We start from the raw sequence: 24,519 nt of genomic DNA on the forward strand, positions 1-24,519 counted from the left end.
GATGTACATAACGCCTTGGGAAGGTCCTGGACGGGAAGGGGATCAGTTCTTCGCCACGTCCAGCTCGACGACGGCCCAGGACAGCGCCGGCAGGCTCAGCCTAAGTTCGGAGCCGCTTGCCTTGGCCCCTTCGAGCGGCTTCAGGCCCACGCGGTCCGGGCTGCCCTGGGCGTTGATCGTGAAGCGGTCCCCGCCCTCTGGAATTTCCAGGACCTCGGCGCGGAGCACCTGCCGGGCGTCGAAGCCACGCAGGGCCACCTCGACGTCGGCCGCCTCCTCCAGGCCGCGGTTGGCGAAGAACAGCGCCACCCGGCCCGTCTCCTCGTTCCACGTCGCGCTGACGTCCACCAGGTCGGTGTCCCCGAAGCGGGCGTTCCCGTACTTGTCCGAGTCGACGGACAGGCGCAGGATCTGGCCCTTGGCCAGTTCGGCCATCCGGGCGAAGGGGTGGAAGATGGTCTGCCGCCAGGCCGGGCCGTTCTCCTCACTGAAGATCGGCGCGATCACGTTCACCAGCTGTGCTTGGTTGGCGATCTTGACCCTGTCGCCGTGCCGGAGCAGCGAGTTGAGCAGGGTGCCGACCACCACGGCGTCCGTCACGTTGTACTTATCCTCGATGACCCGCGGGTGCTCGCGCCAGCCCGCCTTGGTGACGTTGTGCGGCTGGTCCTCGGTGTCGAGGCCGCGCTGGTACCAGACGTTCCACTCGTCGAAGGACAGGTTGATGTGCTTCTTGTGCTTGCCCTTCGCACGGACGGCATCGGCCGTGGCGATCACCGACTCGATGAAGTAGTCGGTGTCGACAGCGCTGGCCAGGAAGCTGCCGACGTCGCCGTCGTGCTCCTGGTAGTAGGCGTGCAGCGAGACGTAGTCCACTTCCTCGTAGGCGTGGGTCAGCACGGTCTGTTCCCAGGCGCCAAAGGTCGGCATGCCGGAGTTGGAGCTGCCGCAGGCCACCAGTTCGATGTCCGGGTCCACGAACCGCATCGCCTTGGCGGCCTCCTGGGCCAGCCGGCCGTATTCCTCGGCCGTCTTGTGGCCGATCTGCCATGGCCCGTCCATCTCGTTGCCGAGGCACCACAGCTTGATGTTGAACGGGTCCTTGTGGCCATTCTTGGCGCGCAGGTCGGACAGGTAGGTGCCGCCGGGGTGGTTGGCGTACTCCACGATCTCGCGGGCCGCGTCCACTCCCCTGGTGCCGAGGTTGATGGCTTCCATGATTTCCGTGCCGGCCTGCCGGGACCAGTCCACGAACTCGTGCAGGCCGAAGGCGTTGGTCTCCAAGGTGTGCCAGGCGCCGTCGAGCCGGCGGGGGCGGTTTTCCCGCGGGCCGATGCCGTCCTCCCAGTTGTAGCCGGAGACGAAGTTGCCGCCGGGGTAGCGGATGACGGTGGCGCCGAGCTCCTTGACGAGCTTGAGCACGTCCTGCCGGAAGCCGTTCTCGTCGGCCTCCGGGTGGCCGGGCTCGTAGATGCCGGTGTAGACGCAGCGGCCCATGTGCTCAACAAAGGAGCCGAAAAGGCGGCGGGGTACTTCCCCGATGGTGAAGTCGCGGTCGAGGGTGATCCTTGCGCGGGACATGTGGGGTTCTCCTTGGTGGTGGAACTGGATCGTCAGAAATCAGGTGAAAAGCGAAGGTGCCGGATCAGGTGCCGGCGAGTCCCGTCGTCGCAACGCCCTTGATGATCTGGCGCTGGAAGAACAGGAAGACGAGGATGAGCGGCAGTGCCGCGAGCAGCGCGGACGCCATGTTCTGCGCGTACTGGATGCCGTAGGCGCTCTTGATGGTCTGCAGCCCCACCGGCAGGGTCAGGATGGAGCCGTCGTTGGTGGAGATGAAGGGCCAGAGGAAGTTGTTCCAGGCGCTGATGAACACGAAGATCGCGACGGCGGCCAGGATGGGGCGTGAGAGCGGCAGGATGATCTGGGTGAAGATCCGCATCCGGCTGGCACCGTCCATCACAGCGGCCTCCTCAAGCTCACGCGGGATCTGGTCGAAGAACTTCTTGAGCACGAACACCATGGCGGGGTGGATGACCTGCGGCAGGATGATGGCCCACGACGTGTCAATCATGTGCAGCGCCACCATCTGGTAGAACAGCGGGATGATCAGCACCGGCGGAGGGATGATGATGGAGGCGATGATCACCGTCATCAGCACTTTCTTGCCGCGGAAGTCGATCCGGGACAGGGCATAGGCCACCAGCGCGGAGATGGCCAGCGTGATCACGGTGATGGCCGCGGAGGTGTAGAGGGAGTTCCACGTCCACAGCGGGATGTTGCCGTCCTGGAATACCTTGACGAACGCATCGGCAGTGAAGCCCGACGGCGGGATCCAGCTTACTTTCGGCGCTGTGGCATCCGTTTCGCTCTTGAAAGCGGTGACCGTAGCCCAGGCGAAGGGGATCAGCCACAGGACGGCGAGGATCGCGGCGACCGCCAGGACGGCGGCCCTGCCGGCGGTCATCTTCTTGCGGGGCTGGCGGAGTTGCGTGGCGGACGTGCCGCGAAAGGCGGGACGGGTGAGGGTCTGGGTTGCCATGGTTATGCACTCCTGCGGCGAGTGATGAAGAACTGCATGACCGAAACGGTCACGATCAGCCCGAAGAAGATGTAGGAGATGGCTGCGGAGTAGCCCAGCCGGTAGCCGGTGAACCCGGTTTCGAAGATGTACTGCACCACGGGCCGGGTGGAACCCGCGGGGCCACCGGCGGTCATCTGGTAGACCTGATCGAAGATTTTCAGCGAGGCCAGGATCTGCAGGAGCACGATCATCACGGTGGTCGGAGTCAGCTGCGGCAGGGTGATGGAGAAGAACTGCCGCCAGGCGCCGGCCCCGTCCAGCGACGCGGCCTCGTAGTGCTGGGCGGGGATGTTCTGCATGGCGGCCAGGTAGAGCAGGAAGTTGAAGCCCACCGTCCACCACAGCGTGGCGATGACGATGGCCCACATGGCTACGTTCGGGTCGTTCAGCCAGGCCACCTTGGGAAGCCCGATCTTGGCCAGCGAGTCATTGATCAGGCCCAGCTGCGGGTTGTACATCCAGGAGAAGAAGAGGGAGACCACCGTGGATGCGAGCAGGTACGGGGCGAAGTAGGAGAGCCGCCACAGCCACTGGGCCGGCAGCCCGACGTTGACCAGTGCCGCCATAACGAGGGCGACGAGTACCAGCGGAACCGTGCTGATCACCGTGAAGTAGAGCGTGTTGCCGAGCGAGTGCCACATGTCGGCGTCGGCCAGGGCTTCGGCGTAGTTGGCCAGGCCGATCAGGCTGTCGTTGGCTCCCGTAAGGGATTTGCCGGTGAGGCTCATGTACAGGCCGTACAGCAGCGGCCAGACGAGGAACACCAGGAAGAACGCCAGGAACGGGGCGGCGAAGCCCCAGCCGTTGAGGTTGTCCCGGGTCCGGCGGGGACTGGACTGCGATGCGTTGGACCGGCCGGGTCCGGACGGTCTTTTGCGGGACGGGTTGCTGCGGAACTGGCCGGGCAGCGACGGCGCCTGCTCAGCACTTTCGGATGTTGCTAAGGAACTCATTGGGGACTCCTTTGTCGCTCAGTGGCCTCAGATACTCAGTGGCCTCAGACCGGGTTGGGCCGGGAAAGAAGGGTGTTGGTGCGCCGGACAAAGGCGTCCCAGCCGTCGGCTGCCTTGTCGCGGCCGAGGAGTACGTTCTGCACGTTTTCCGCAAAGTAGGTCTGCCAGTCCGAACCCGAGCCGCTGAACCAGGACTCGGGGTCGTAGGTGATGATGTCCGCGGCATTGGCGTAGTGGATCTGGGGCGTGAGGTCCCTGTAAGCCTGGGACTGCACAATAGGCTGGTAGGCCGGGATGTGGCCGGCTTCGGCCCAGGACAGCGACCCCTTGAGGATGTCGCTCACAAACTTGTACACGTCGCGGCGCTTCCCGTCGTCGACGTTCAGTTGCCGCGGCAGGACGAAGGAATGCGAGTCCGCGTACGACGCAGGGGTCCCGTAGAGCGTGGGAATGGTGGCGGCGTCGACTGGCAGCTCGGCCTTCTTGAAGGTGGGGAGTTCCCAGACGCCGCTGAACAGCATCCCAGAACCGCCGCGGGCGAATTCGGCGATCCCGGTGCCGATGTCCCCGCTCTTTGCGGCGACGGTGTCATCCAATAGTGAGGCCATGAATTCCAGGGATTCGACGGCGGCGTCCCGGTCGGCCTTCATCGGCTGGCCCGGCGTGAGTTCCATGTCCGCCCCGTGCTGCTTGTAGAGCGTGTAGAAGAGACGCCACATCTGCGAACCGCTGCCCAGGTAACCGAAGGACAGGCCGTGCGCCTGCGTCACCTTCTGCATCTCACGGGCCATGGCGAGGAAGTCCTGCGGGGAGCTAACTTCCTGCAGCTGGCCGTTGGCGGCGAGCACTCCCGCCTTGCCGGCAACCTCAGTGTTGTAGAACATGACGAAGGGGTGGGAATCCAGTGCGATGGAGAACACCTGGCCGTCGTGCTGGCTCTTGTCCCAGATCCTCGGGGCGAAGCTTTCGGCCGTTACGCCGTGTTCAGCCAGCAGGGACATGTCCCACGGGTCGATGAGCCCGCCCGGCGCGTACCCGGGAACCCGGCTGGCGTGCATGATGGCCAGTTCCGGAGGCCTGCCGCCCGCCGATGCCATGGCCAGCTTGGTGTAATACGGCGGCCCCCACGCCAGGACGGTCGGATGGACCTGGAAGCCGAGGTTGGCCCCGTTCGCCGCGCTGATCATGGCCTGCATCTTGATGCCGTCGCCGCCGGACAGCAGATGCCAAAACGCAATGTCCCGAACAGCCGCCGCGGAGGCGGTTCCGCCGCAGCCCGTGAGTCCGGCGGCGGCAAAGACGCTGCCTAGGGCCGCGGTTCCTGCCAGTAGCTGTCGCCTGGACACCTGTCTGCCAGGCAACTGATTCCTCGCGAAAAAATCAAAGTGCTTCACCCGTCACTCCTTTGGATGGGTCCGCTGAAAGTAATCCTTGTGGCACCGCGCCAGCCGTTCCGGTTCGCTGTACCCCGTGATCGGTAGCGGCTGGCGTGTGATGCAGACCTCACATTACATCGTTGTAAAACAGGGCACAAGGAAAATTGTTAGCGCCAACAATGTGATGGGGCGGTCTCGCTTAGCCCGGATCCTGGTTCAGGATGCGGTGCTCTCCCGTTCCACAATCCTGTAGTCCACGGTGACTACCTGCTGCTCACTGGCACGGTCCGCCATCCGCGCGGTGAGGAGGCGCAGGGCCTCGCTGGCCACCAGTCGCTTGTCGAAGGAAACGGTGGTCAGCGATGGCACGGCATATTGCCCATCGGCGATGTCGTCGAAACCGGCCACGGCGACGTCCTCCGGAACCTTGATTCCGCGCTTCCACAGCACGCTGAGCGCGCCGATGGCCATGGAGTCAGTGAAGCAGAACAGCGCGTCGGGGAGCGGGTGCGCGTCCAGATAGGAGGCGAGCGCGTCCGCAGCCGTCTGGGGCGTCCACTTCTCGCAGGGGATCAGCAGCGAGTCATCAGGATCAATGCCGAGTTCATCCAGCGCGGCCTGGTAGCCGCGGGTCCGCAGAACTGCCGCTGCCGAGTGCCGGCCCTCTGCAGTTCCCAGCACGGCGATGCGGCGGCGGCCCGTCCGGGCGAGCGCGAGGGTCATGTCGCGGGCGGCGGCAACGCTGTCAACCCACACGCGGTCGGCCAGCTGCTGGGAGACCTCCCCCAGCAGGACCACCGGCGGCAGGGAGACGCCCACTTTGACGGCACTTTCATCGAGCACCACGGGGTTGAGGATCAGGCCGTCGATGAGGTTGGAACGCGCCCGGGACATCAGTTCGTATTCGCGCCTGGGGTCGGAGCCGGTTTCCTCGATCTGTATGCTCCAGCCCTGCTCGTGGGCGACCTCCACCACGTGGTGCGCGATCTCCGCGGAGTAGGGGGTGGCCAGGTCCGGCAGCGCCAGGGCGATGACGCCTGACCTGCCGTTGCGCAGGCCCCGGGCGGAGAGGTTGGGCACGTAGTCGAGTTCGAGGATAGCCTGCTCCACCTTGAGCCGGGTGGATCCGCTGACCGGCACCACGCCGTTCATCACGTTCGACACAGTCTTAGGTGAAACCCCGGCATGGCGCGCGACGTCCTTGACGGTTGCGCGCACTGCTCCCCTTTCAACTACGGATGTGAACGATGTTACAGCCCGCTACCCCGCTTGGCTGGCGCCGGCAGCCAGCCCGGCTTTCCGGCGTCGGCCGTTCACCAGAATCAAAGCAACGACGGCGACGACGGCGGCCGTCGCTCCGCCGGCAACAACTGCGGGGAGAGCATTCCAGGAGCCGGGGGATGGTTGGGCCGCGGCTTCATTCGCCTGAGCTGCCGCGGTCGGCGCCCCGGACTCCGCCGGAGTTGCCGCCGTCGAATCGTGTGACGCCGCTGCCAGGGCTGCCGCGCTGAACCTGGACACCGCACCCCCGCCGGGGGAGGAACCCGGGCTGATCACGATGACCGAACCGTCGGGGGCCACCGCGAGGTGAGCGGGGCCGCCCTCGGTGGGGAGGGAGCCCGACACGTCCGAGGCCTCCGGACGGATGACGGACAGCTTCTGGGTCAGCAGGCTCGTCACGTACAGCGTGCCGTCCGGTGCGATGGCCACGTCCTGCGGGCCGCCCTCGACGTAGATCCGATCGGCCACGTCGCTTGCGCCAGGCTTGATGACGGCAATGTCACTGGACTTGATGACGGCCACGTAGACGGTCCCGTCAGGGCCGGCGGCGATGCCGTGCGGCGCCTGTGAGGTCCCGGTGTCTGAGACGAATTCGACGGTTTTCGAGACGGTGTCCGCCCCGGCCGGGATCACGGAGACCGTGCCGGCGATCTGGTTGGACACGAACGCGGTTCCGTCCTTCGTTACCGTTACCTCTGCCGGACCCGCCCCGACTTTGACAGTCCGGTCCACGGCTGTCCCGTTCGGCGCGATGACGGAGACGGTGTTCCCCTCGGGGTTGGCGACATATAACGTGCCGTCGGGTCCGGCGGCGAGCGAGTGGCGGCCTGCGGGTACCGGAATGGTCCGTGCCATGCCCATGCCTCCAGCCGGGACAACCCCGACGACGTTCTGGCCGGCGTCGTCCGATGTGGCCACGTAGAGCGTACTGTCCGGGCCGAGCGCGAGCCCGGTGGCCGGGTGGCCTCCCGTGCTGATGGTGCGGGACGCCCTGGCGGCTCCGGCGGGAACCACGAAGACACCGCCGCCTTGGCCGTAATTGCCGAGATAGGCCGTGCCGTCGGCGGCAATCGCTACCCGCACCGGGGTGCCCCCGACGGAGATTGCCTCCTCAGGCGCTGCCATGGCCGGTGCGGCGGCCAGGCCCAGGAGTGCGCCGAAAACGACAGTGAATGTGGCCCAGCGGTACTTCATGAAATTTTCCCCCAAGATTTCCCAATGATGCGTCGGCGTAAAGCCAACCGGAAGAAGCCTACTAGTTACCGGGACCGGCCCATTGACCGCCGGCTCCGGAGTCCGAATAGTGGGGGCATGGCCACGCAGATTTCCGATGCAGACTTCTCATCCGCCGAGGGCGTCGCGGAGTGGCGCGTGCTCTTCTGGGGCGCAAAAACGCTCTACGAAACTGGCGACTTCGCCACCGGCGCGAAGTTTGTTGCCGCGATCGCGGAGGCAGCCGAAGCGCTCGGCCACGCCCCGCTGGTGGACCTGCGGCCGGACACCGTCACAGTCCAGGTCGTCACGCCCGGTGTTGGGCTCAGCGACCGCGACCTCCAGCTTGCCCGCAGCATCTCCGGCATTGCCGCCCGGTTTGGGCTGAAGCCGGACCCGTCGGCTGTGCAGCACGTCCAACTCGCGTTCGACGCCGAGGACCGGCCGGCCGTCATGGAGTTCTGGCGGGCGGCGCTGGGTTACGTCGCCGTCGGGGACGAGGACCTGATCGAACCCAACCTCATCGGCCCGCCCGCATGGTTCCAGGACAAGAAGTTCGTCCCGCCGCGCAACCGCATCCACATGGACGTCTCGGTTCCGCATGAATCGACGCAATCGTGGCCGCCGGCGGCCGCGTCCTCGGCGACCGCTTCGCGCCCGCGTGGGTGTCCCTCATAGACCCGGAGGGCAACGTGGTGGACATCTGCACGTGGCAAGGACGGGACTGACGTTCATCAAACAGTGAGGAGACACAATGAGCAACGAAGGTCCAGTGCTGGTCGTGGGCGGCACCGGCATGCTGGGCGGCAAGGTGGTCTCCGCCCTGCAGGCCAACGGCAAGAAGGTACGGGCTTTGGTCCGTCCCGGTTCAGACGCCGCCGGGCTGCAAAGAGCTGACGTGGAGGTTGTCCGCGGGGACATGCTGGACCCGGAATCCCTGCTCCGCGGCATGGAGGGGGCTGACGCGGTCATCACCACGGCGGCCGGATACACCCGGCACAGCAAGGGTGACACCGCCGACATTGACATCACCGGCAACGCCAACCTGGCCGATGCCGCCGCCCGCGCCGGTGTCCGCAGGTTCGTGCTCACCAGCATCCTCACGTGCGACCAGACGCCCGGCGTGCCGCACTTTTGGCACAAGAGGCTGGCCGAGGACCGGTTGGAGGACCAGCACGTGCCGTTCGTCGCGCTCCGGCCGGGCGCCTTCCTGGACCAGGTCGCCCGGTTCGGCGGTGACCCGTTCGTCAAGCGGCGGCTGACCTGGTTCGGCTCGGACCAGGTTCCGATGACCTTCGTTCTGACGTCCGATCTCGCCGGCTATCTCGCAGCCGCCGTCGACGCGGATGTGGCGCCCGGGACGCGGATCGATATCGGCTGGGACCGCCCGGTGTCCATGCACGAAATCGCGGACATTTCCGGTCGCCTCCTCGGCGAGCGGATCAGCGTCCGCTCCATTCCGGCCGGCCTCCTGCGCGCTGCCGGCAAGGTCCTCGGACCTGCGGTTCCCCTGACCCGGGACATGAGCGCCATGATCGACTGGTTCCAGACCGGCAAGTACGTCGCCGACACCACCCGCCAGCAGGAGGTCTTCGGCCCTCCTCCTACAGCGGAGGACGCCGTGGCCAGGTTCCTGACCGGCCTCGGGCACACTCTCCGGAAGTAGGCAGCTGGCCGAATCTCAAACGGAACGGACGACGGCGGAGGCTCCCGCCGTCGTCGTCCCGTCTTAAGCGTCCAGGAAGCGCAGGAGGTGCGGCAGGGTCGCGTGCATGTCCTGCAGGTCGCCGTCGCTGGCGGCGAGTTCGCCGAGGTAGTCGCCGTGGCCCCCGGGCACGATGAGCAGTCGGGCATCCGGGATGGCACGGGACATCCGCACGGCATGCTCCGGGCTCATTACGTCCTGGTCGGCGCAGACCACGAGCGTGGGTGCGGTGATCCTGGCGAGGTCCTGCTCGGACCAGCCGGGGAAGCCGACGATGCGCTGCCGGTCCAGCTCGAACAGCCGCTCGAGGTGCCCGGGCTCGGGATTGAGGCTGCGGTCCGCGTCCTGGTAGGCGGCTGGCATGTTGTCGAGAGTTGCTGACTCCATGCCTTCCCAGAATTCATCGGGCACGGCGTCCCGGCTGAAGAACGTGGAGGCTGTGTTGAGGCGGCGCACCCTGGTTGGGTTCTGCATGGCCAGAGCGAGGGCGGTGTGGCCACCGGCGCTGAAACCGAGCACGTCGACCCCGTCCAGCTGCAGCTGATCGAGGACCGCCAGGACGTCCCCGGCAGAATTATCGGCCGTGAGGGGGCGGTCGGTGGCGGCCGTGCGGCCGTGGCCCTCCTCGTCGACGGCGATCACCTGCCGCTGGGTAGCGAGGAGCGGGATGAGGTTGGCGAAGTTCGTTTGGATGGTGGAGCCTCCGCCGGGGATGAGGAGTAGCGGGCTCGTGTCTTGTGCTGGTTGGCCGTGGACCTCGTAGTACATGCGCAGGTCGCCGTTGGCCGCGTATCCATGGGTGAAAGTCACACGGCATCCTAACGCCGCGTGGTTTCGGGTGGGTAGGGTTCCCGTCCGGTCCTCCCCCTGCTCCGAATACCTTCCAGAGACCCAGGAGCAGCAGATGACCATCAGTATTCAGCAGGCAACCGCCCGCACCGGAGCCACCGCGCTACAGGCGTGCATTGTTTTAACAGAGTTGGGTCCTGTCTCCGTGCGTGTTCAGAGGGGCACCGGATATGTTCACGTGGCGGCACGGACACCAACCGTCTACTTACACGGCGCCGCGGGATCTTGGACCACGTTCCAGCCGCTGCTGTCCACGGCGCCGGACATTGACCGCGTGCTCATCGATCTGCCCGGTTGGGGTGAGTCCACGGCGGGCGTCCGGGTGGAAGAGCTTAGCGTCGAAGCGATGGGGCGTGCCGTCGTCGAGATACTGGATTCACTCAGCTACCGGCGCTGGAACCTGGTGGGCCATTCGATGGGAGGCTTCCTGGCTTGACATCTGGCCGCGAGATGGCCGGAGCGCGCTGCCAGCGTTGCAGCGATTTCGGCCACAACCTTCGCCATGTCCGATGCACGCGTTCGTCCCGCACGTCCGGCTGGAGTCGATCCGCGTTGCGGCCGCTTCGCCAACGCCGAACAGCCGGAGCATCTGCAGCGGCTGCTCGATACCATTCGGCCTGCGTGAGGTTCTTTGTTACCAGAGCAGTTCGAGGTTATGGATCTCTATGCCGGGCCTGCTGTCCAGCCACGCCGCCATCATCTCGCCAAGAAGACTTTCGTGGCCGGCAAGTCCCAGCCGCGTAGCCTCTGCGTTTGCAGGTGCATGGTCATGTCCCTCCCGCGGTGCACCGTGTGAACAGCCGGAGCACATCAACCGGATCCCGGACCAGTCGTCGACGCCGAGTCCGCGCGGTCCGAGAAGGTCAGATAGTGCTTCGAGATCGTCGGAGCCCGCTCCGCTGACCTGCGCTTGCCATGTGGGAAGCCCGGACTCATCCAGCCGTTCTAGCTCGTCGAAGACGGAGACTTCTTGATCGCCTAACAGCCGGGATCCTTTGGGTTCGCCGTCATGAAGGATGACATCCCTAAACCTGTGCCCGGACTCGGGCAGGGGAACGCTCGAAATGACGGCATGGGCAGGACTCCTGCGCCAGCACCAGACCACCTCGGCAGTGCCGGAGGTAGGCGGCTCTTGGTGGGGAAGGCTGGGCTGGTCGGGATTGAGCCGGAGTGGAGCCAGCCCGCAATCCACATCGATAATGCCGGTTTCGGCCCCGAAGCTGTCCAGTCCATAGGCCACCCATGCACGTCTGGCGGTGGCCCAGTCACCCAGCGCTGTTGCTGCAATACCCAGGTTCCAGGCGGCGGGATTGGCACCGTAGAATGCCTCTGCGTCCTGGGGCGTGAAGTGTTCCAACGCCCGGGCATTGCGCTCCGCACTTTCGGGCCAATCGCGGCGGGCCTTGGACAGGAGACCTGCCTGGAACCAGCTGAAATACGACTGCGGGGTCAGCTGCAACAGCTCGGCGGCAAGCGCCGCCGCTTTGCCCGGGTCTCCTGCCTCATCCGCGGCCTGCCAGTCGGACCACACTTCCTGTGGCTTTCGTTTTTTCCCGAACCCAGCCCATCCATGTCCCCTCATGGGTACAGTATGCAGCGCACGCGAAGCAGCTACGATGCGGCGGGATCCAGGTGCGCGCTCTTGACCTCCGGAGGCGTTGCACCCTGGATGACCCAGCGGTTGCCGTCGGGGTCGCTGAGGAAGGCAAACTGGACCCCGCCCATGTCCTGGACCTCGCTGATGCCGGCGCCGCGGTCCAGCAGTTCGGCGCGGACGGCGCCGATGTCGGGCACGACGAGCTGCAGCCCTTCCAGGCTCCCCGGCGGCATGCTGGTCATCCCCGTGCCGATGACGATCGAGGCAGCGGATCCGGGGGGCGTCAGCTGCACCACCCTCATGCCGGGGATGTGTTCCACATCGTGGTCCAGGACAAAGCCCAGCTTGTCCACGTAGAACGACTTGGCCGTGTCCACATCAGCGACCGGCACTTGCACAACTTCAAGGCGCATCTCCATGCGCCCCACCCTACCGCCGCCCGAGCAGCGGATACGTTTATTTTCGAGCCTGACCGCTCAGTTGGCGGACGGGAGCGCCGGCGGTTTCGACTCAGAACGACGCCTGGCGGCCTTGAGCCCTCGCTTCCGTGCCAGGACAGCCCGCTTTGGGACGTGGCTCCTGTGGCTTTCGCGCTCCTTCATGCGCAGCGCCTTCCTCTGCTGCCGCCAGGCCCGCCGCGCATCCCGGTTGATCCTTGAGAACAGCACCACCGGAACGGCGAGCCACAGCAGCGCCACCGCGAACACCAATAAGATCGACACCAGCGGTTCCATGCAACAAGTGTAGGGTCGCCCACAATGGGTGGTAAGTAAACTTATCAATTCGTTATAAGGCGGCCGGCTACGGCGGCTCACCGCCCCAGGACCTGCCGGAGTCCGAACTCCCCCACGGAGAACATCGGCGGGTTGTCGTCGGAGTTGCTGAGCATGGCGGTGGACAGGATGAGGGCCCAGCCGCGGGCCCGCGCCCAGGTGTCCCGGTCCACCGAGGAGCCAAAGGCACGGATGAAGCGCTGGCGGGTGCCGGCGTCGAACATCAACCATCCCACCGCAAGGTCGACGGCGGGATCCCCGGCCCCCACATCGCCGAAGTCGATCACACCGGCCAGCGACCCTTCGGCCGCCAGCAGGATGTTGGCCGGATGCAGGTCCCCGTGGAGCATCATCGCCGGGCCGTCCCACGCCGGAGCCGCGCAGGCCTGCGCCCATAGCGCTTCCAACTCCGCGGCCTGCCGGTAGCGCTTCCCGTCTGCGAGCCGTGCCATTACCGTGGCATCGCGGTCCGGCAGCGGCACCCCGCGGAGAGGATTCACAGGAACTCCTGCGGCGGCGGGCACGTGAAGCGCCTTGAGGAAGGCGGCCAGGCCATCAACGGCCGGCGCGCGGTCCGCCGGCCTGCGATCCAGGGCGGCAGTGCCGGGCACCCAGCGGACAATGCTCCACGGCCAGGGAAAGTCCGGCGCCGGCCGGCCGGCATGGACCGGCACAGGAATCGGCACCGGGGACCGGCGGGCGATGCCGGGAAGGCACAGCTGCTCGTGCACGATCAGCGGTACTGCCTCGTTCCGGCGGGGCAGCCGGACTGCCAGATCGTCACCGAGCCGGAAGGTCGCGTTGTCCCAGCCGTTTGCCACCCGCACCAGGGAGCGGTCTGCGAGGTCCGGCCGCTGGTCCCGGATGAGGGCATGGACGACGGCGGCACCCACCTCCACGGTGGCCGGCGGCATTCGCGCCATGAAACCCGCCTTTCTGTCCGTTAGTAGACGCTGCCCTCCAGCAGTTCAGCGAGCCGGGCCGCAGCGCGGCGAAGTTCCGGCACCCCAGCCCTGAGCCCCTCCTCGGTGGCCGCTTCCACCGGGCTGGTCAGGGCGACGGATTCACTGGGCAGCCCGGACCTGTTGATCGCAATTGCCACAGAGAGCACTCCTGTGGCGCGCTCATCGGCCGAGTAGGCATAGTCCGTTCCCGGTTCGGGCAGGCGGGCCTTGAGCTCGGCCAGGCTGAAGCTCGGCTCTTCGTGCCCGCCTGCCACCGCCCCCTTCACCACTTCCTGGAGATGCTCATCCGACGCACCGGCCAGCAGGATTTTTCCGGCAGCGCCGACGGTCAGGGGTAGCCGCTTGCCCAGCGGCATGTCGTACCGCAGCGGGGCATCACCGTCGACGCGGACCACCAGAATGCGCTCGAAACCCAGCCTGGTGTACAGGGACGCGGTCATTCCAGTCTGTGCCGCCACCTGCTGAAGCACCGGACGGGATGCGGTCACCAGGGGGTCGTTCTCGATGTAGCTGCGCGCCGCCGGCAGCACGGCCGGGCCGATCCGGTATGTCTTGTCGGTCTGGCTGACCATGCCGAAATCCTGCAGCACGCGCAGGATGCGCAGCGTGGTGGGCAGGCTCATGCCGCAGTTCCGCGCCAGATCGCTGAGCCGCTGGGGCCGGTCGGCCCGCTGGAGTTCCGCGAACACCTCCATGGCCCGCGACAGCGAGCGCATGTTGGAGGGCTTGCCGCCGTCGTCCGCTGCGGTGCCGGGCTGCGTGTTGGTGACCGTCATTCTTTCATTCTATGTAACTTCCGCTGTGCACCACCTCGCTTGACAGCACCTGTGGGCCGTGTCACTATTTCTTCTGATGTAAGACACTTTCATTCTATGAAAGCAATTGGAAGGCATTTAGATGACAACGGAGTCGACCATGACCCAGTCCCCCACCCGGGCGAGGCCTGCGCGCAGCGTCCTGGCCGGGATCGCCGCCTTCGGGGCACTGGGCGCCTACGTACTAGTCAGCTCGGTGGGCCTCGGTCTCTGGACCTCGCTGGGACCCGGCCCCGGGCTGTTCCCGTTCGCGATGGGCGTGGTGCTCGCCGCAATGTCGGTTCTGTGGCTGCTTCAGGAGCTCAAGCGCCCCAGCACCACTGGTGAAGGGGCCGACGGCGGACTGGTGCTCGCCGTCGTCGTCAGCCTTCTGCTGCTGGCAGCGCTGCTGGACCTCCTCGGCTTCCAGCTGAGCATGTTCCTCTTCCTGATGTACCACCTGAAGATCCGGGGGAAGCGGAGCTGGCTGTCCTCCCTCCTGACCGCCCTGGCCGGAAGCGTCGGCGCCTTCTACGCCTTCAACTACGGACTGAACGTGGCCCTGCCTGTCTCATCTATTCCCGTCCTGAACCTGATCGGACTCTAGACATGGACACCCTCAACGAACTGCTGAACGGCTTCGCCGCCGCCCTGACCTGGCAGAACCTCATCTTCGCGTTCCTGGGCTGCCTGCTGGGCACCGTGATCGGCGTGCTGCCGGGCATCGGCCCGGTGGCCGGCGTCGCCCTGCTCATCCCGCTCACGCTGAACATGGACCCTACCGGCTCGATCATCATGCTCTGTGCCATCTTCTACGGCACCGCGTACGGGGGCACCATCACCAGCGTGCTGCTGAACACCCCGGGTGAGGCGGCATCGGCCATCACCACCATCGACGGCCACGCGATGACAAAGATGGGCAAGGCCGGCGCGGCCCTGACCATCGCCGCCATCGGCTCCTTCGTCGGCGGCACCATAGCCACCCTCGGCCTCGTCGCCGCCGCCAAGCCCCTGGGCGAACTCGGTCTGCTCGTCGGTCCCCCGGAGTTCTTCGCCCTGATGGTTGTCGGCATCTCGCTGCTGGTCGCACTGGCCGGCAAATCGATGGTCAAGGCCCTGATCTCCGGAGCCCTGGGCCTGCTGATCTCCATGGTCGGCATCGATCCTGTTGCCGGCGCACCCCGCTTCACGTTCGGCATGGACCGGCTCCTTGACGGAGTGAGCTTCGTGGCCGTCATCGTCGGCGTCTTCGGCTTGTCCGAGATCCTCTCCTACCGCAAGGGTGAGTCGACCGTAGTGCACGCCCCCGGTTTCCGTTCGCTGCTGCCCACCCGGAACGAATGGCGCCGCAGCGCACCTTCCATGGCCCGCGGAACCGGCATCGGCTTCGGCCTCGGCCTGATCCCCGGCATGACCGGATCGGTCGCATCCCTGCTCTCCTACGGCGCCGAGAAGAAGTTCTCCAAGCACCGCAACGAACTGGGCAAGGGCGCCGTCGAAGGCGTAGCCGGACCGGAAACGGCCAACAACGCGCACGCCAACGCCGCGCTCATCCCGCTGTTCACCCTCGGCATCCCCGCCTCCCCCACCATCGCCGTCCTCATGGGCGCCTTCCTCCAGCAGGGCCTCACACCCGGACCGACGCTGTTCACCGAGCACTCCGAAATTGCCTGGGCCATCATCGCCAGCCTCTTCATCGGCAACCTCCTGCTGGTGCTGCTCAACGTCCCCCTGGTGGGCCTCTGGACCTCGATCCTGCGGGTCCCGGCTCCGATCCTGACCGCGCTGATCCTGCTGTTCATGGTCATCGGCGCGTACACCATCAACTTCAGCGTCTTCGACGTCTTCGTGATGATCGGCTTCGGCCTGCTGGGCTTGGCCCTTCGGCACCTGGAGATTCCGCTGGCCCCCATGGTCCTCACCCTGGTCCTGGGCCCGCTGATGGAGCGGTCGCTGCGCGAATCACTGGAAATCTCCCAGGGTGACTTCAGCATCTTCCTCAACCGCCCCATCTCGGCCGTGCTCATCGGAGTCGGTGTCCTGATCATCTGCAGCCCGCTGCTGAAGCTCCGTAAGCCCAAAGCCCTGATGGACGACCCCGAAACCTAGACCCAGCCCGCACTCCCCCTCAACCAACAAAGCAACCTCTTCGAAGGAGAAGACACATGTCCCGCAAGAAAGTAACCGCAGCCATCGCTGCAGCCGCCCTGCTCGCCCTCACCGGATGCGGTGCCAACGCCGGGGCACCCTCCGCAGCCGGCGACGACTTCCCCAAGAAGGGCAAGTCCATTGACCTCGTCGTCGCCTTCTCCTCGGGCGGGGCCGTGGACACCGCAGCCCGCCTGGTCCAGCCCGTCCTGGAGAAGGAACTCGGCACCAACGTCGAGGTCATCAACAAGCCCGGCGCCGGCGGCCAGATCGGCTACACCCAGCTGACCAGCGCCAAGCCCGACGGCTACACCATCGGCGCCACCGGGTCCCCGTCCGTCGTCGTGTCCCCGCTGGACCCGGCCCGCGGTGCAAAGTACACGCGCAGCAGCTTCCAGCCGCTGGGCCGCCAGGTCATTGACCCGGCCGTCATCGCCGTCCAGCCGGACAGCCCGTACAAGACGCTGAAGGAACTGCTGGACGCGGCCAAGGCCAAGCCCAAGTCCATGACCGCCAGCACCACCGGGCTGCAGACCGGCGAGCACTTCGCGCTTGCGCAGATCCAGGAGACCACCGGCGCCGAGTTCGCACCGGTCCACTTCTCCGAAGGAGCCTCGCAGGCCACCACGGCATTCCTCGGCAAGCACGTCGACATCCTCGTGGCCAACGTCAGCGACGTTACCGACCTGACCAAGCAGAACAAGGCCCGTGTCCTGGGCATCATGACCGCCGAGCGGTCCCCGTCGCTCCCGGACGTTCCCACGTTCAAGGAAAGCGGATACGAGGTTGAAGCCGGCACCGCCCGCGGTTACTCCGCCCCCGCAGGCCTGCCGGACGCCGTCGCCAAGAAGCTCGAGGCCGCGCTGCAGAAGGCCATCGAGGATCCGGAGGTCGTCAAGAAGATGAACGACCTCGGCCTGCAGACCAGCTACCTCTCCGGCAAGGACTACGAGACGTTCTGGGCCGGTCAGGAGTCGGACTTCAAGAAGGTCCTGCCCATGGTTCAAAAGAAGGACTAGTGCAGAAAAAGGACTAGTGCAGAAGAAGGACTAGCCCACGCGCACACCGCCCGTTCCAGCCCACCAACACCACCAGGGAAGACACAGCCATGACCACCCCCGCCCTTCAGGACACCTCCTTCACCCGCCCGGACCAGGAACTGGTCGACCGGCTGGCCAAGCTGCCCGCCGCCAACATCGGTGACGCCATGGACCGGCTGGGAGTTGCCGACTCCGCGATCCAGGCGATCTGGCCCGGGGCGAAAATCGCCGGTCCCGCCTTCACCGTCTGGACCCGCCCGGGGGACAACCAGGGCATCCACCAGGCCCTGGGGCTGGCCAAGCCGGGGGACGTCATCGTGGTCTCCGGCGGCGGCGACGAGTCCCGCGCCCTCCTGGGCGAACTGATCGGCGAGCGCGCCATCAACCTCGGCATCGCAGGCTTCGCCCTTGACGGCGCGGCACGCGATGCCGAGGCCCTCGGCGAGATCGGCATGCCGGTCTTCGCCCGGGCGGTCACCCCCGCAGGCCCGTACAAGAACGGGCCGCACCGCATCGGGGGCCCCGTCGCCTTCGGCGGCGTTCCCGTCCTGCCCGGCGACATCATCATCGGTGACTCCGACGGCGTCGTGGTCATCCCCCTGGAGCAGGCCGAGGCAGTGGCGGAAGCCGCCGAAGCCGTCTTCGCGGACGAAACCAACCGCCGGGCGTCGATCGTCGCCGCCCGCGGTAAGTAATGTACGCCAGTAAGTAAGGAAACACATCCCATGACTAAGTGCACCATCATCGGCCTGGGCGAAGCAGGTGCGGCCTATGCGGAAGCACTTGCCGCAGCGGGCCACCAGGTCACCGGGTTTGACCCCGTTGCCACCGCCACCCCGCACGGAACGTCCCGGGCCGCCACCGCCGCCGAGGCCTGCGAGGGCGCGGACATCGTCCTGGTGCTCACCGGCGCGGCCGCTGCCCGCAGCGTCGCCACTGAGTGCCTGCCGGTACTCGCGGCAGGCAGCACCTATGCCGACTTCACGTCGTCGTCCCCCGCCGTGATGCAGGAGCTCGGCCAGCTGCCCACCCAGGCGAGCTTTGCCGACGTCGCAATCCTTGGGCCCGTCGCCGCCCTGGGCGCCAAAACGCCGCTCATGGTCAGCGGCCCCGGATCCGCCGCGGTGGCGCAGCTGCTGGCACCGCTGGGCGTCGACGTCGAAATCGCCGACGGCGGGCCGGGGGCGGCCATGTCTCACAAGCTGCTGCGCAGCGTCCTGATGAAGGGCCTGGCATCGGTGGTGGTGGAAGCGGTCACCGCCGGCCAGGCAGCCGGACTTGAAAGCTGGATCCGGGAGCAGATCGCCCGCCAGCTCGCCGGCGACGGCCAGGCCGTCATCGACAGGTTCCTGGCGGGAACGTCCAAGCACGCCGTGCGCAGGTCCCGGGAAATGCAGGACACCGCCAACTACCTTGCCGATCTCGGCGTCCCCGCAGAGATGACTGCCGCTTCGGCTGCTGCGCTGACACGCATCGCTGCGGCACCGGCACCGGAGGCCGCCCTGCGCTGAACGCGCATGAGGCAGAATCAATGAACAGGGAGTCAACGATGAATCCGGAAGCAAACGAACACCGCGAAGGAGCAGCCCGATGATCGGCATCTGGGCACTGGGAGCCTACCTGGCTGTCATCCTGCTCTGGACGACTGTCATCAAACGCAGTGTGGGCGAAGCGATGCTCCTCGGGTTCCTCGTTGTCCTTCCGTTTACCGGGGCCGCCGGCCAGGTCGGCTGGGACGCGTTCCACGACGCCATCACCGATGAAATCGTCTATGCCACCATGGCGTTCGTGTTCATGGGTTACCTGCTGGAGCGGACCGGCGTGCTCGACCGGCTCATCGACCTGCTGAACTCCCTGATCGGCGGGGTCAAGGGCGGCCCGGCCTGGGTCTCCACGGTCGCGTCGGCCGGTCTGGGCGGCGTGGTGCACAACCAGGCCGCAATCGCCGCCACCGTGGGCTCGGTGACCATCCCGTGGATGGAGAAGTCCCGTCTCGACAAACCGTCCGCGGCAACGCTGGTGGCAGGGAACGCGGGCATGGGCATCACGTTCCCGTTCAGCGCGTCCATGTTCGTCCTCGTGGGATCCTCCACGGTCGGGCCGCTGCTAAAGGTCAACGACCTCATCCTTCCCCTTCTGCTCGGCGGGCTCTGGTGCTTCCTGCACCGCCTGATCGTCACCTACGTGCTGATCCGCAAGAGCGACATGGCACCGCTCGACGCGGCGCACCGGACACCCGTCCGCCGGGCCTTCGCCCAGGGCTGGGCCACCATGATCCTGTTCGTGGTGGTGGCCGTCCCGCTGATCCTCACCTCCGGCGCAATCGCCAACGCCCTCTCGGACTGGACGGGCTCGGACGTGGCCAAGACCGTCAGCGTCATCGTCTGGATCCCGGTAGTCCTGATCCTCACGGGCATCATCCTGGGCAGGAAGCGGCTGCCGCGCAGCAGGAAAGCGTACTGGGACTTCCTGCAGCAGTCCGCGCCACGTTTCGGCGTCGTCGGCGTTACCGTGGTGTTCGCCTTCGCCGGCGCCAACGCCCTGGCCGCCACCGGGCTGCCCAAGCAGATGACGGCGCTGCTGAACCAGTTCAACCTGCCGCTGTGGCTGCTGGCCATCCTGATCGGACTGATCGTCATCGCCGTGGCCGCTCCCCTGTCCGCGACGGCGACCATGGCCGCCGTCGGAACGGTGGGTGTGGCCACGCTGGTGGCCGCCGGCGTTCCGGCCACCACGGCGGCAGTCGCCGTGCTGGTCTTCTCCTCCTGCGAGGCGGCCGTGCCGCCCGGCGGCGCTCCCCTTTATGTCGCGTGCGGCATCGCCGACGTAGACCCTTACAAGACCTTTGCCCGCCTGTTCGTCCTCTACGCCCTGCCGCTGCTGGCCATCGGCGTGCTGATCGCCGTCGGCGTCCTGCCTATCGGTGTCCTGCCTACCTAGGGAAGCGTGGAAATGCAGAAGCTACAACACACCATCAACGCCGTCTTCGTGATCAGCCTGGCGCTACTCCTCATCGCCGGAATAGTTTTCGTGGCCGGGCAGGCCCTCGCCCTGATCACCGGGCACGGCGACTGGCTGGCAGTCCTCAACGAGGCCGTTAAGGGCCCGGCGTGCATCGCCGCCTCCGTTTGTGCCATCGCCGGGTTCCTGCTCAGCTACAAGAAACCCGCGAAACAGAACAGCCCGCAGCAGGAAGCCCGCACCCAATGACCGCCACGGAATCCGGCACCACCTATCCCCAGTACAAGGCTTTGCTGGAACGGGAAGGGCACCTCTCGGGCACCTCGTGGGGGCTGTTTTCCGACGCCGAGCGCGGCACCCCGTCCTTCATCCGGCCCGATTCCGTCCGGGAAGCCGCGGGCTGCGTCCGGACCGGCACGGCCTTTGGCCTCGACTACCCCGCCGACGCGTTCGACCCCGGCATGTCCCTGAAACGCAGGGCTCCGCGGCACACAATCTACTCGGCACACCCGGCGCATCGCGACGATTTCCTTGACGGGTACTACCTGCAGGGCTCCAGCCAGATCGACGGGCTCCGGCACCGCCGGGCGGACGACGTCGGCTTCTACAACGGGACCCCGGACGACGAGATCCGGGAGGGAACCGCTGCCCTCGGAATCCAGGCCTGGGCCGAGCAGCCCATCGTCGGCCGGGGCGTGCTGGTGGATCTCGGCGGATATAGCCGGGGCCAGGGCACGCCGATCGACCACGCGGCCGGGCAGCCTCTTGGGCTTGGCCTGATTCAGGCCGCGGCCGAGGCCCAGTCCGTTGCCCTCCGGCCCGGCGATATCCTCATGCTGCACACGGGGTGGTGCGAGTGGTTCCTCGCGCTCCCCGCCGAGGAGAAGGAGAGCCTCCGGGACAGCCGCCGGGCCAGCGGCATCGAACAGTCGGCCGAGTTCGTCGCCTGGGCCTGGGACAACCGGCTCGCGGTCATCGCCGCGGACAACTTCGCCGTCGAGTGCCTGCCGCCGGTCCCCTCCAGCCCGTTCCGGGAGACAGCCCCCAACGACCACGGCATGATGCACCAGCAGTTGCTTGCCAAGCTCGGCCTGCCGCTCGGGGAACTCTGGCAGCTCGGCCCGCTCAGCCGGCACATGAAGGCCACCGGCAACTGGGACGCGCTGGTTACCGTGAAACCGCTTAACATCACCGGTGCCACAGGCTCGCCGGCGAACGCGACAGCGGTAACGTAACTATCCTTCGCTACGTCACCATGTTCGATGCGACGGTGCGGGCTATACACTCACGCCTGTTTCCGTCGCCGTGCCTGGGCGGTGAGTTCGTGCGCGCCGTAGCTGTTGTCGTCGGGGTTGACCGTCACGCCGGGTGCGACGATCTTGTCGATGCGGTCCAGCACGTCGGTGGACAGGGTGATGCCCGCCGCCGGGAGGTAGGACGCGAGCTGGTCCATGGTGCGGGGTCCGACGATGGCCGAAGTGACGCCGGGGTGGTTGATGACGAACGCGATCGCCAGTTCGATGAGGCTCATCCCTGCCTGTTCGGCGAGCTGGGCGAGTTCCTCCACGATGTCGAGCTTGCGCTGGTTGGCCGGGCTGGTCATGTCGAAGCGCGCGCCCGGGCGGGCACTCGAGGTGGGTGCCGATGCTGCGTCCTTCCGCCACCGTCCTGACAGCCAGCCGCCGGCGAGCGGGCTGTAGGTGAGGGTGCCCATGCCGTGGCGCTGCACGGTAGGGAGGACGTCCTCCTCGATGCCGCGCACCAGGATCGAGTACGGCGGCTGCTCGGTGACGAACCGCTCCAGGTTGCGTTCCCGGGACGCCCACTGGGCTTCCACGATCTGCGCTCCGGAGTACGACGACGAGCCTATGTACCGTACCTTGCCTTGACGGACGAGGTCGGTGAGCGCACCGAGGGTTTCCTCCACGTCGGTGTCGGGGCTGGGCCGGTGGACCTGGTAGAGGTCGATGTAGTCCGTGTTCAGCCGGCGGAGAGAGTTTTCCACCTCGCGGATGATCCAGCGGCGGGATCCGCCGCGCTGGTTCGGTTCCTCGCTCATGGGCATGAAAAACTTCGTGGCGAGGAAGACGTCGTCGCGCCGGCCCTCCAGCGCCCGCCCGACGATCTCCTCCGACGCCCCGCCCGAGTAGACGTCGGCGGTGTCGATGAAGTTGATGCCGGCGTCGAGGGCGCGGTGGATGATGTGGGTGCTGTCGGCGCGGTCGTCGTTGCCCCAGGGGCCGAACATCATCGCGCCGAGGCACAAGGGGCTGACCTGAACGCCGGTGCGGCCAAGCGGGCGGTACTCCATAGTGACTCCTTTTCTCTGTTTCAGGCCTCGGGGATGACCATGGCGAAGCGCTCCTCGCGGGCTTCGTCCGGGTCGGGTCCGTTGCGCACGCCGGCGTCGAGCGCGTCGATCGATGCGAGTTCCTCGGCACTGAGCTCGAAGTCGAAGACGTCGAAGTTCTCCGCGATGCGTGCCGGGTTGGTTGATTTCGGGATGGCTGAACGGCCCTGCTGCAGGTGCCAGCGCAGCATGACCTGGGCGGAGCTCTTGCCGTGCGTTTGCCCAATGGCGGCGATCGCAGGGTCCTCCATCACGTTCCGGCGGTCCTCGCCCCAGCCAGGGTAGAAAGTGATGCCGCCGATGGGTGACCAGGCCTGGGTGAGGATGCCGTTTTCGGCGTCTGCTGCCTGGACATCCGCCTGGGTGAAATAGGGGTGCAGCTCGATCTGGTTCACCGCCGGGACGATGTGGGTCGCGGCGAGCAGCTGTTCCAGGTGGTGCGGCATGAAGTTGCTGACGCCGATCGCCCGGACGCGCCCGTCTGCGAGCAGGGTCTCCAGCGCCTTGTATGCGCCGATGGTTTTCTCGAACCGGTCGGGTGCCGGCTGGTGCAGGATGAGCAGGTCGAGGTAGTCGACGCCGAGCTTGCCCGCCGCTTTCTCCCAGGCATGCAGGGTCTCGTCGTAGCCGTAGTCGCTCACCCAGACCTTGGTCTCGATGAACACGTCCGCCCGGCGGACGCCGGAACAGCGGATGCCTTCGCCGACTTCCCGTTCGTTGCCGTACGCGGCGGCGGTGTCGATGTGCCGGTAGCCGGCCGCCAGCGCGGCCCCGACCGCCGCCGTCGTCTGCTCCGGCGGGCTTTGGAAAACGCCCAGGCCGAGGGCGGGCATCGTGATGCCGTTGTTGAGTGTGAGTTCGGGTTTCATGCCTTCAATGCAACCGTGATTTCCCAGCGGCCGGGAGTTCCTGCCGTTCCGGGTAATGCCAGTGCCTCCCTCGGGCACCAGCCCCCGCGTAGCGTTGATGCCATGACACATAGCGACGACGTGCGGAAATTCCTGACCTCCCGGCGGGCCAGGATCACGCCCGAGGAAGCGGGGCTACCGGTCTACGGTGGGAACCGGCGCGTGGCCGGGCTGCGCCGCGAGGAAGTCGCCCTGCTCGCCGGAATGAGCATCGATTACTACATCCGCCTGGAGCGCGGAAACCTCTCCGGCGCCTCGGACAGCGTCATCGAGTCACTCGCCCGGGCCCTGAAGCTCGACGACGCCGAAACGGCCCACCTCTTCGACCTCGCCCGTGCGGCCACGGCCTCCCCCCGCGCGCGGCGCAAACGCAGCCCGCAGACAGTACGGCCAAGCGTGCAGCGGGTCATTGACGCGATTACGACGGCGCCGGCCTGGGTCCGCAACGACCGCGGGGATGTCCTCGCCGCCAATGAACTCGGCCGGGCGCTGTACCTGGACCTGATGGCCGAGCAGGTCACCCCGCCTAACAGCGCACGGTTCACCTTCCTGAACCCGAAGGCGCGGGAGTTCTTTGCCGACTGGGAGCGCGCCGCGGACGACATCGTCGCGGTCCTGCGCTCCACCGCGGGGAAAAACCCCTACGACAAGGACCTTACGGATCTGATCGGTGAGCTCTCGACCCGCAGCGAGGAGTTCCGCATCCGGTGGGCCAGGCACGACGTGAAGTACCACCGCACCGGCCGCAAACGGCTCCGCCACCCGATCGTCGGGGACCTGGACCTGAGCTTCGAAGCGCTCGAGCTCCCCGCTGACCCCGGCCTGCGGATCAACGTCTACACGGCCGAGCCCGGCACCCCGTCCGAGGATGCTCTGAAAGTCCTTGCGAGCTGGGCCGCCACCCAACGGGCAGCGGCAGAAATCTCCGTCGAGGAGAAGAAATAACCGGCCGGCTCCAGCCCGGCGCCCCGCCGACTTGTTAGCCACGTCACATTCGTCTATCGTAGTCGGGGGCCACAGCGT

Annotated in this window: 26 protein-coding genes; 12 read left to right on the forward strand and 14 right to left on the reverse strand. The window is 66.7% G+C overall.

Annotation, left to right across the window (positions count from 1 at the left end; all coding sequences use genetic code 11):
• Positions 1-42: 42 nt before the first annotated feature.
• The 6 genes from arfA to LFT45_RS19630 form a co-directional block, all read right to left on the reverse strand.
• On the reverse strand, positions 43-1,581 hold the full coding sequence (arfA, locus tag LFT45_RS19605; protein WP_236805243.1) for an arabinosylfuranosidase ArfA: 1,539 nt from the start codon (positions 1,579-1,581) through the stop codon (positions 43-45).
• Positions 1,582-1,645: 64 nt separating this feature from the next.
• Positions 1,646-2,542: a carbohydrate ABC transporter permease gene (locus LFT45_RS19610; protein WP_236805244.1), complete on the reverse strand. Its 897-nt coding sequence runs from the start codon at positions 2,540-2,542 to the stop codon at positions 1,646-1,648.
• A 2-nt stretch (positions 2,543-2,544) separates the two neighbouring features.
• A complete protein-coding gene (locus tag LFT45_RS19615; protein WP_236805245.1) occupies positions 2,545-3,537 on the reverse strand; it encodes a carbohydrate ABC transporter permease in 993 nt (330 codons plus the stop codon).
• 44 nt (positions 3,538-3,581) lie between these two features.
• The gene (locus LFT45_RS19620; protein ID WP_236805246.1) at positions 3,582-4,883 is read right to left on the reverse strand and encodes an ABC transporter substrate-binding protein; all 1,302 of its coding nucleotides are present in this window, start codon (positions 4,881-4,883) and stop codon (positions 3,582-3,584) included.
• Positions 4,884-5,129: 246 nt separating this feature from the next.
• Positions 5,130-6,131 (reverse strand): LacI family DNA-binding transcriptional regulator, encoded by a 1,002-nt coding sequence (locus tag LFT45_RS19625; protein ID WP_236805247.1) that lies wholly within the window; start codon positions 6,129-6,131, stop codon positions 5,130-5,132.
• A gap of 42 nt (positions 6,132-6,173) precedes the next feature.
• Entirely contained in the window at positions 6,174-7,388 is a 1,215-nt protein-coding gene (locus LFT45_RS19630; RefSeq protein ID WP_236805248.1) for a hypothetical protein, read from the reverse strand.
• A gap of 117 nt (positions 7,389-7,505) precedes the next feature.
• Here LFT45_RS19630 and LFT45_RS19635 point away from each other — a divergent pair, with 117 nt between their 5' ends.
• Complete coding sequence (locus tag LFT45_RS19635; RefSeq protein ID WP_236805249.1) at positions 7,506-8,084, forward strand: 4a-hydroxytetrahydrobiopterin dehydratase; 579 nt, start codon at positions 7,506-7,508, stop codon at positions 8,082-8,084.
• Positions 8,085-8,160: 76 nt separating this feature from the next.
• Positions 8,161-9,072, forward strand: coding sequence for an NmrA family NAD(P)-binding protein (locus LFT45_RS19640; protein WP_236805250.1), 912 nt, complete (start codon positions 8,161-8,163; stop codon positions 9,070-9,072).
• A gap of 63 nt (positions 9,073-9,135) precedes the next feature.
• On the opposite strand, the gene LFT45_RS19645 is transcribed toward LFT45_RS19640, so the two are convergent.
• The gene (locus tag LFT45_RS19645; protein WP_236805251.1) at positions 9,136-9,921 is read right to left on the reverse strand and encodes an alpha/beta fold hydrolase; all 786 of its coding nucleotides are present in this window, start codon (positions 9,919-9,921) and stop codon (positions 9,136-9,138) included.
• Between the two features lie 94 nt (positions 9,922-10,015).
• Between LFT45_RS19645 and LFT45_RS19650 the strand changes: the two genes are divergently transcribed.
• Positions 10,016-10,396, forward strand: coding sequence for an alpha/beta fold hydrolase (locus LFT45_RS19650; RefSeq protein WP_236805252.1), 381 nt, complete (start codon positions 10,016-10,018; stop codon positions 10,394-10,396).
• Positions 10,397-10,594: 198 nt separating this feature from the next.
• On the opposite strand, the gene LFT45_RS19655 is transcribed toward LFT45_RS19650, so the two are convergent.
• From LFT45_RS19655 to LFT45_RS19675, 5 genes are all read right to left on the reverse strand, one after another.
• A complete protein-coding gene (locus tag LFT45_RS19655) occupies positions 10,595-11,491 on the reverse strand; it encodes a tetratricopeptide repeat protein (RefSeq protein WP_236805253.1) in 897 nt (298 codons plus the stop codon).
• An 80-nt stretch (positions 11,492-11,571) separates the two neighbouring features.
• Positions 11,572-11,976 carry a VOC family protein gene (locus tag LFT45_RS19660; protein ID WP_236805254.1) on the reverse strand — a complete coding sequence of 135 codons (405 nt, stop codon included), beginning with the start codon at positions 11,974-11,976 and terminating at the stop codon, positions 11,572-11,574.
• A 57-nt stretch (positions 11,977-12,033) separates the two neighbouring features.
• Positions 12,034-12,279 (reverse strand): hypothetical protein, encoded by a 246-nt coding sequence (locus LFT45_RS19665; protein WP_236805255.1) that lies wholly within the window; start codon positions 12,277-12,279, stop codon positions 12,034-12,036.
• A gap of 89 nt (positions 12,280-12,368) precedes the next feature.
• Positions 12,369-13,253: an aminoglycoside phosphotransferase family protein gene (locus LFT45_RS19670; protein ID WP_236805256.1), complete on the reverse strand. Its 885-nt coding sequence runs from the start codon at positions 13,251-13,253 to the stop codon at positions 12,369-12,371.
• 20 nt (positions 13,254-13,273) lie between these two features.
• Positions 13,274-14,071, reverse strand: a complete 798-nt coding sequence (locus LFT45_RS19675) for an IclR family transcriptional regulator (RefSeq protein ID WP_236805257.1) — start codon at positions 14,069-14,071, stop codon at positions 13,274-13,276.
• Between the two features lie 121 nt (positions 14,072-14,192).
• Here LFT45_RS19675 and LFT45_RS19680 point away from each other — a divergent pair, with 121 nt between their 5' ends.
• The 8 genes from LFT45_RS19680 to LFT45_RS19715 all read left to right on the forward strand — a co-directional run bounded on the left by LFT45_RS19680 (position 14,193) and on the right by LFT45_RS19715 (position 21,473).
• Positions 14,193-14,696 (forward strand): tripartite tricarboxylate transporter TctB family protein, encoded by a 504-nt coding sequence (locus LFT45_RS19680; protein ID WP_236805258.1) that lies wholly within the window; start codon positions 14,193-14,195, stop codon positions 14,694-14,696.
• Between the two features lie 2 nt (positions 14,697-14,698).
• Complete coding sequence (locus tag LFT45_RS19685) at positions 14,699-16,198, forward strand: tripartite tricarboxylate transporter permease (protein WP_236805259.1); 1,500 nt, start codon at positions 14,699-14,701, stop codon at positions 16,196-16,198.
• Between the two features lie 56 nt (positions 16,199-16,254).
• Positions 16,255-17,256, forward strand: coding sequence for a tripartite tricarboxylate transporter substrate binding protein (locus tag LFT45_RS19690; protein ID WP_236805260.1), 1,002 nt, complete (start codon positions 16,255-16,257; stop codon positions 17,254-17,256).
• An 89-nt stretch (positions 17,257-17,345) separates the two neighbouring features.
• Positions 17,346-17,972 carry an RraA family protein gene (locus LFT45_RS19695; RefSeq protein ID WP_236805261.1) on the forward strand — a complete coding sequence of 209 codons (627 nt, stop codon included), beginning with the start codon at positions 17,346-17,348 and terminating at the stop codon, positions 17,970-17,972.
• Between the two features lie 30 nt (positions 17,973-18,002).
• Positions 18,003-18,788 carry an NAD(P)-dependent oxidoreductase gene (locus LFT45_RS19700; RefSeq protein WP_236805262.1) on the forward strand — a complete coding sequence of 262 codons (786 nt, stop codon included), beginning with the start codon at positions 18,003-18,005 and terminating at the stop codon, positions 18,786-18,788.
• Positions 18,789-18,867: 79 nt separating this feature from the next.
• On the forward strand, positions 18,868-20,217 hold the full coding sequence (locus tag LFT45_RS19705; protein ID WP_236805263.1) for a TRAP transporter large permease subunit: 1,350 nt from the start codon (positions 18,868-18,870) through the stop codon (positions 20,215-20,217).
• 12 nt (positions 20,218-20,229) lie between these two features.
• Complete coding sequence (locus LFT45_RS19710) at positions 20,230-20,487, forward strand: hypothetical protein (protein WP_236805264.1); 258 nt, start codon at positions 20,230-20,232, stop codon at positions 20,485-20,487.
• The gene (locus LFT45_RS19715) at positions 20,484-21,473 is read left to right on the forward strand and encodes a cyclase family protein (protein WP_236805265.1); all 990 of its coding nucleotides are present in this window, start codon (positions 20,484-20,486) and stop codon (positions 21,471-21,473) included. The genes LFT45_RS19710 and LFT45_RS19715 overlap by 4 nt, the downstream gene beginning before the upstream one ends.
• 50 nt (positions 21,474-21,523) lie before the next feature.
• Here LFT45_RS19715 and LFT45_RS19720 read toward each other — a convergent pair whose 3' ends face one another.
• Positions 21,524-22,549 carry an aldo/keto reductase gene (locus tag LFT45_RS19720; RefSeq protein WP_236805266.1) on the reverse strand — a complete coding sequence of 342 codons (1,026 nt, stop codon included), beginning with the start codon at positions 22,547-22,549 and terminating at the stop codon, positions 21,524-21,526.
• Between the two features lie 20 nt (positions 22,550-22,569).
• Positions 22,570-23,457 carry an aldo/keto reductase gene (locus tag LFT45_RS19725; RefSeq protein ID WP_236805267.1) on the reverse strand — a complete coding sequence of 296 codons (888 nt, stop codon included), beginning with the start codon at positions 23,455-23,457 and terminating at the stop codon, positions 22,570-22,572.
• Between the two features lie 102 nt (positions 23,458-23,559).
• Here LFT45_RS19725 and LFT45_RS19730 point away from each other — a divergent pair, with 102 nt between their 5' ends.
• Positions 23,560-24,441 (forward strand): helix-turn-helix transcriptional regulator, encoded by an 882-nt coding sequence (locus LFT45_RS19730; RefSeq protein WP_236805268.1) that lies wholly within the window; start codon positions 23,560-23,562, stop codon positions 24,439-24,441.
• Positions 24,442-24,519: the final 78 nt, after the last annotated feature.

The sequence above is a fragment of the Arthrobacter sp. FW305-BF8 genome (assembly GCF_021789315.1).
GTDB lineage: Bacteria > Actinomycetota > Actinomycetes > Actinomycetales > Micrococcaceae > Arthrobacter.

What these genes read in the sequence shown, in the direction of transcription:
- arfA (WP_236805243.1), bottom strand. Translation starts at nt 1,581, where the DNA reads ATGTCCCGCGCAAGGATCACCCTCGACCGCGACTTCACCATCGGGGAA.
- LFT45_RS19610 (WP_236805244.1), bottom strand. Translation starts at nt 2,542, where the DNA reads ATGGCAACCCAGACCCTCACCCGTCCCGCCTTTCGCGGCACGTCCGCC.
- LFT45_RS19615 (WP_236805245.1), bottom strand. Translation starts at nt 3,537, where the DNA reads ATGAGTTCCTTAGCAACATCCGAAAGTGCTGAGCAGGCGCCGTCGCTG.
- LFT45_RS19630 (WP_236805248.1), bottom strand. Translation starts at nt 7,388, where the DNA reads ATGAAGTACCGCTGGGCCACATTCACTGTCGTTTTCGGCGCACTCCTG.
- LFT45_RS19635 (WP_236805249.1), top strand. Translation starts at nt 7,506, where the DNA reads ATGGCCACGCAGATTTCCGATGCAGACTTCTCATCCGCCGAGGGCGTC.
- LFT45_RS19640 (WP_236805250.1), top strand. Translation starts at nt 8,161, where the DNA reads ATGAGCAACGAAGGTCCAGTGCTGGTCGTGGGCGGCACCGGCATGCTG.
- LFT45_RS19650 (WP_236805252.1), top strand. Translation starts at nt 10,016, where the DNA reads ATGACCATCAGTATTCAGCAGGCAACCGCCCGCACCGGAGCCACCGCG.
- LFT45_RS19660 (WP_236805254.1), bottom strand. Translation starts at nt 11,976, where the DNA reads ATGGAGATGCGCCTTGAAGTTGTGCAAGTGCCGGTCGCTGATGTGGAC.
- LFT45_RS19670 (WP_236805256.1), bottom strand. Translation starts at nt 13,253, where the DNA reads ATGGCGCGAATGCCGCCGGCCACCGTGGAGGTGGGTGCCGCCGTCGTC.
- LFT45_RS19675 (WP_236805257.1), bottom strand. Translation starts at nt 14,071, where the DNA reads ATGACGGTCACCAACACGCAGCCCGGCACCGCAGCGGACGACGGCGGC.
- LFT45_RS19680 (WP_236805258.1), top strand. Translation starts at nt 14,193, where the DNA reads ATGACAACGGAGTCGACCATGACCCAGTCCCCCACCCGGGCGAGGCCT.
- LFT45_RS19685 (WP_236805259.1), top strand. Translation starts at nt 14,699, where the DNA reads ATGGACACCCTCAACGAACTGCTGAACGGCTTCGCCGCCGCCCTGACC.
- LFT45_RS19690 (WP_236805260.1), top strand. Translation starts at nt 16,255, where the DNA reads ATGTCCCGCAAGAAAGTAACCGCAGCCATCGCTGCAGCCGCCCTGCTC.
- LFT45_RS19695 (WP_236805261.1), top strand. Translation starts at nt 17,346, where the DNA reads ATGACCACCCCCGCCCTTCAGGACACCTCCTTCACCCGCCCGGACCAG.
- LFT45_RS19700 (WP_236805262.1), top strand. Translation starts at nt 18,003, where the DNA reads ATGACTAAGTGCACCATCATCGGCCTGGGCGAAGCAGGTGCGGCCTAT.
- LFT45_RS19705 (WP_236805263.1), top strand. Translation starts at nt 18,868, where the DNA reads ATGATCGGCATCTGGGCACTGGGAGCCTACCTGGCTGTCATCCTGCTC.
- LFT45_RS19710 (WP_236805264.1), top strand. Translation starts at nt 20,230, where the DNA reads ATGCAGAAGCTACAACACACCATCAACGCCGTCTTCGTGATCAGCCTG.
- LFT45_RS19715 (WP_236805265.1), top strand. Translation starts at nt 20,484, where the DNA reads ATGACCGCCACGGAATCCGGCACCACCTATCCCCAGTACAAGGCTTTG.
- LFT45_RS19720 (WP_236805266.1), bottom strand. Translation starts at nt 22,549, where the DNA reads ATGGAGTACCGCCCGCTTGGCCGCACCGGCGTTCAGGTCAGCCCCTTG.
- LFT45_RS19725 (WP_236805267.1), bottom strand. Translation starts at nt 23,457, where the DNA reads ATGAAACCCGAACTCACACTCAACAACGGCATCACGATGCCCGCCCTC.
- LFT45_RS19730 (WP_236805268.1), top strand. Translation starts at nt 23,560, where the DNA reads ATGACACATAGCGACGACGTGCGGAAATTCCTGACCTCCCGGCGGGCC.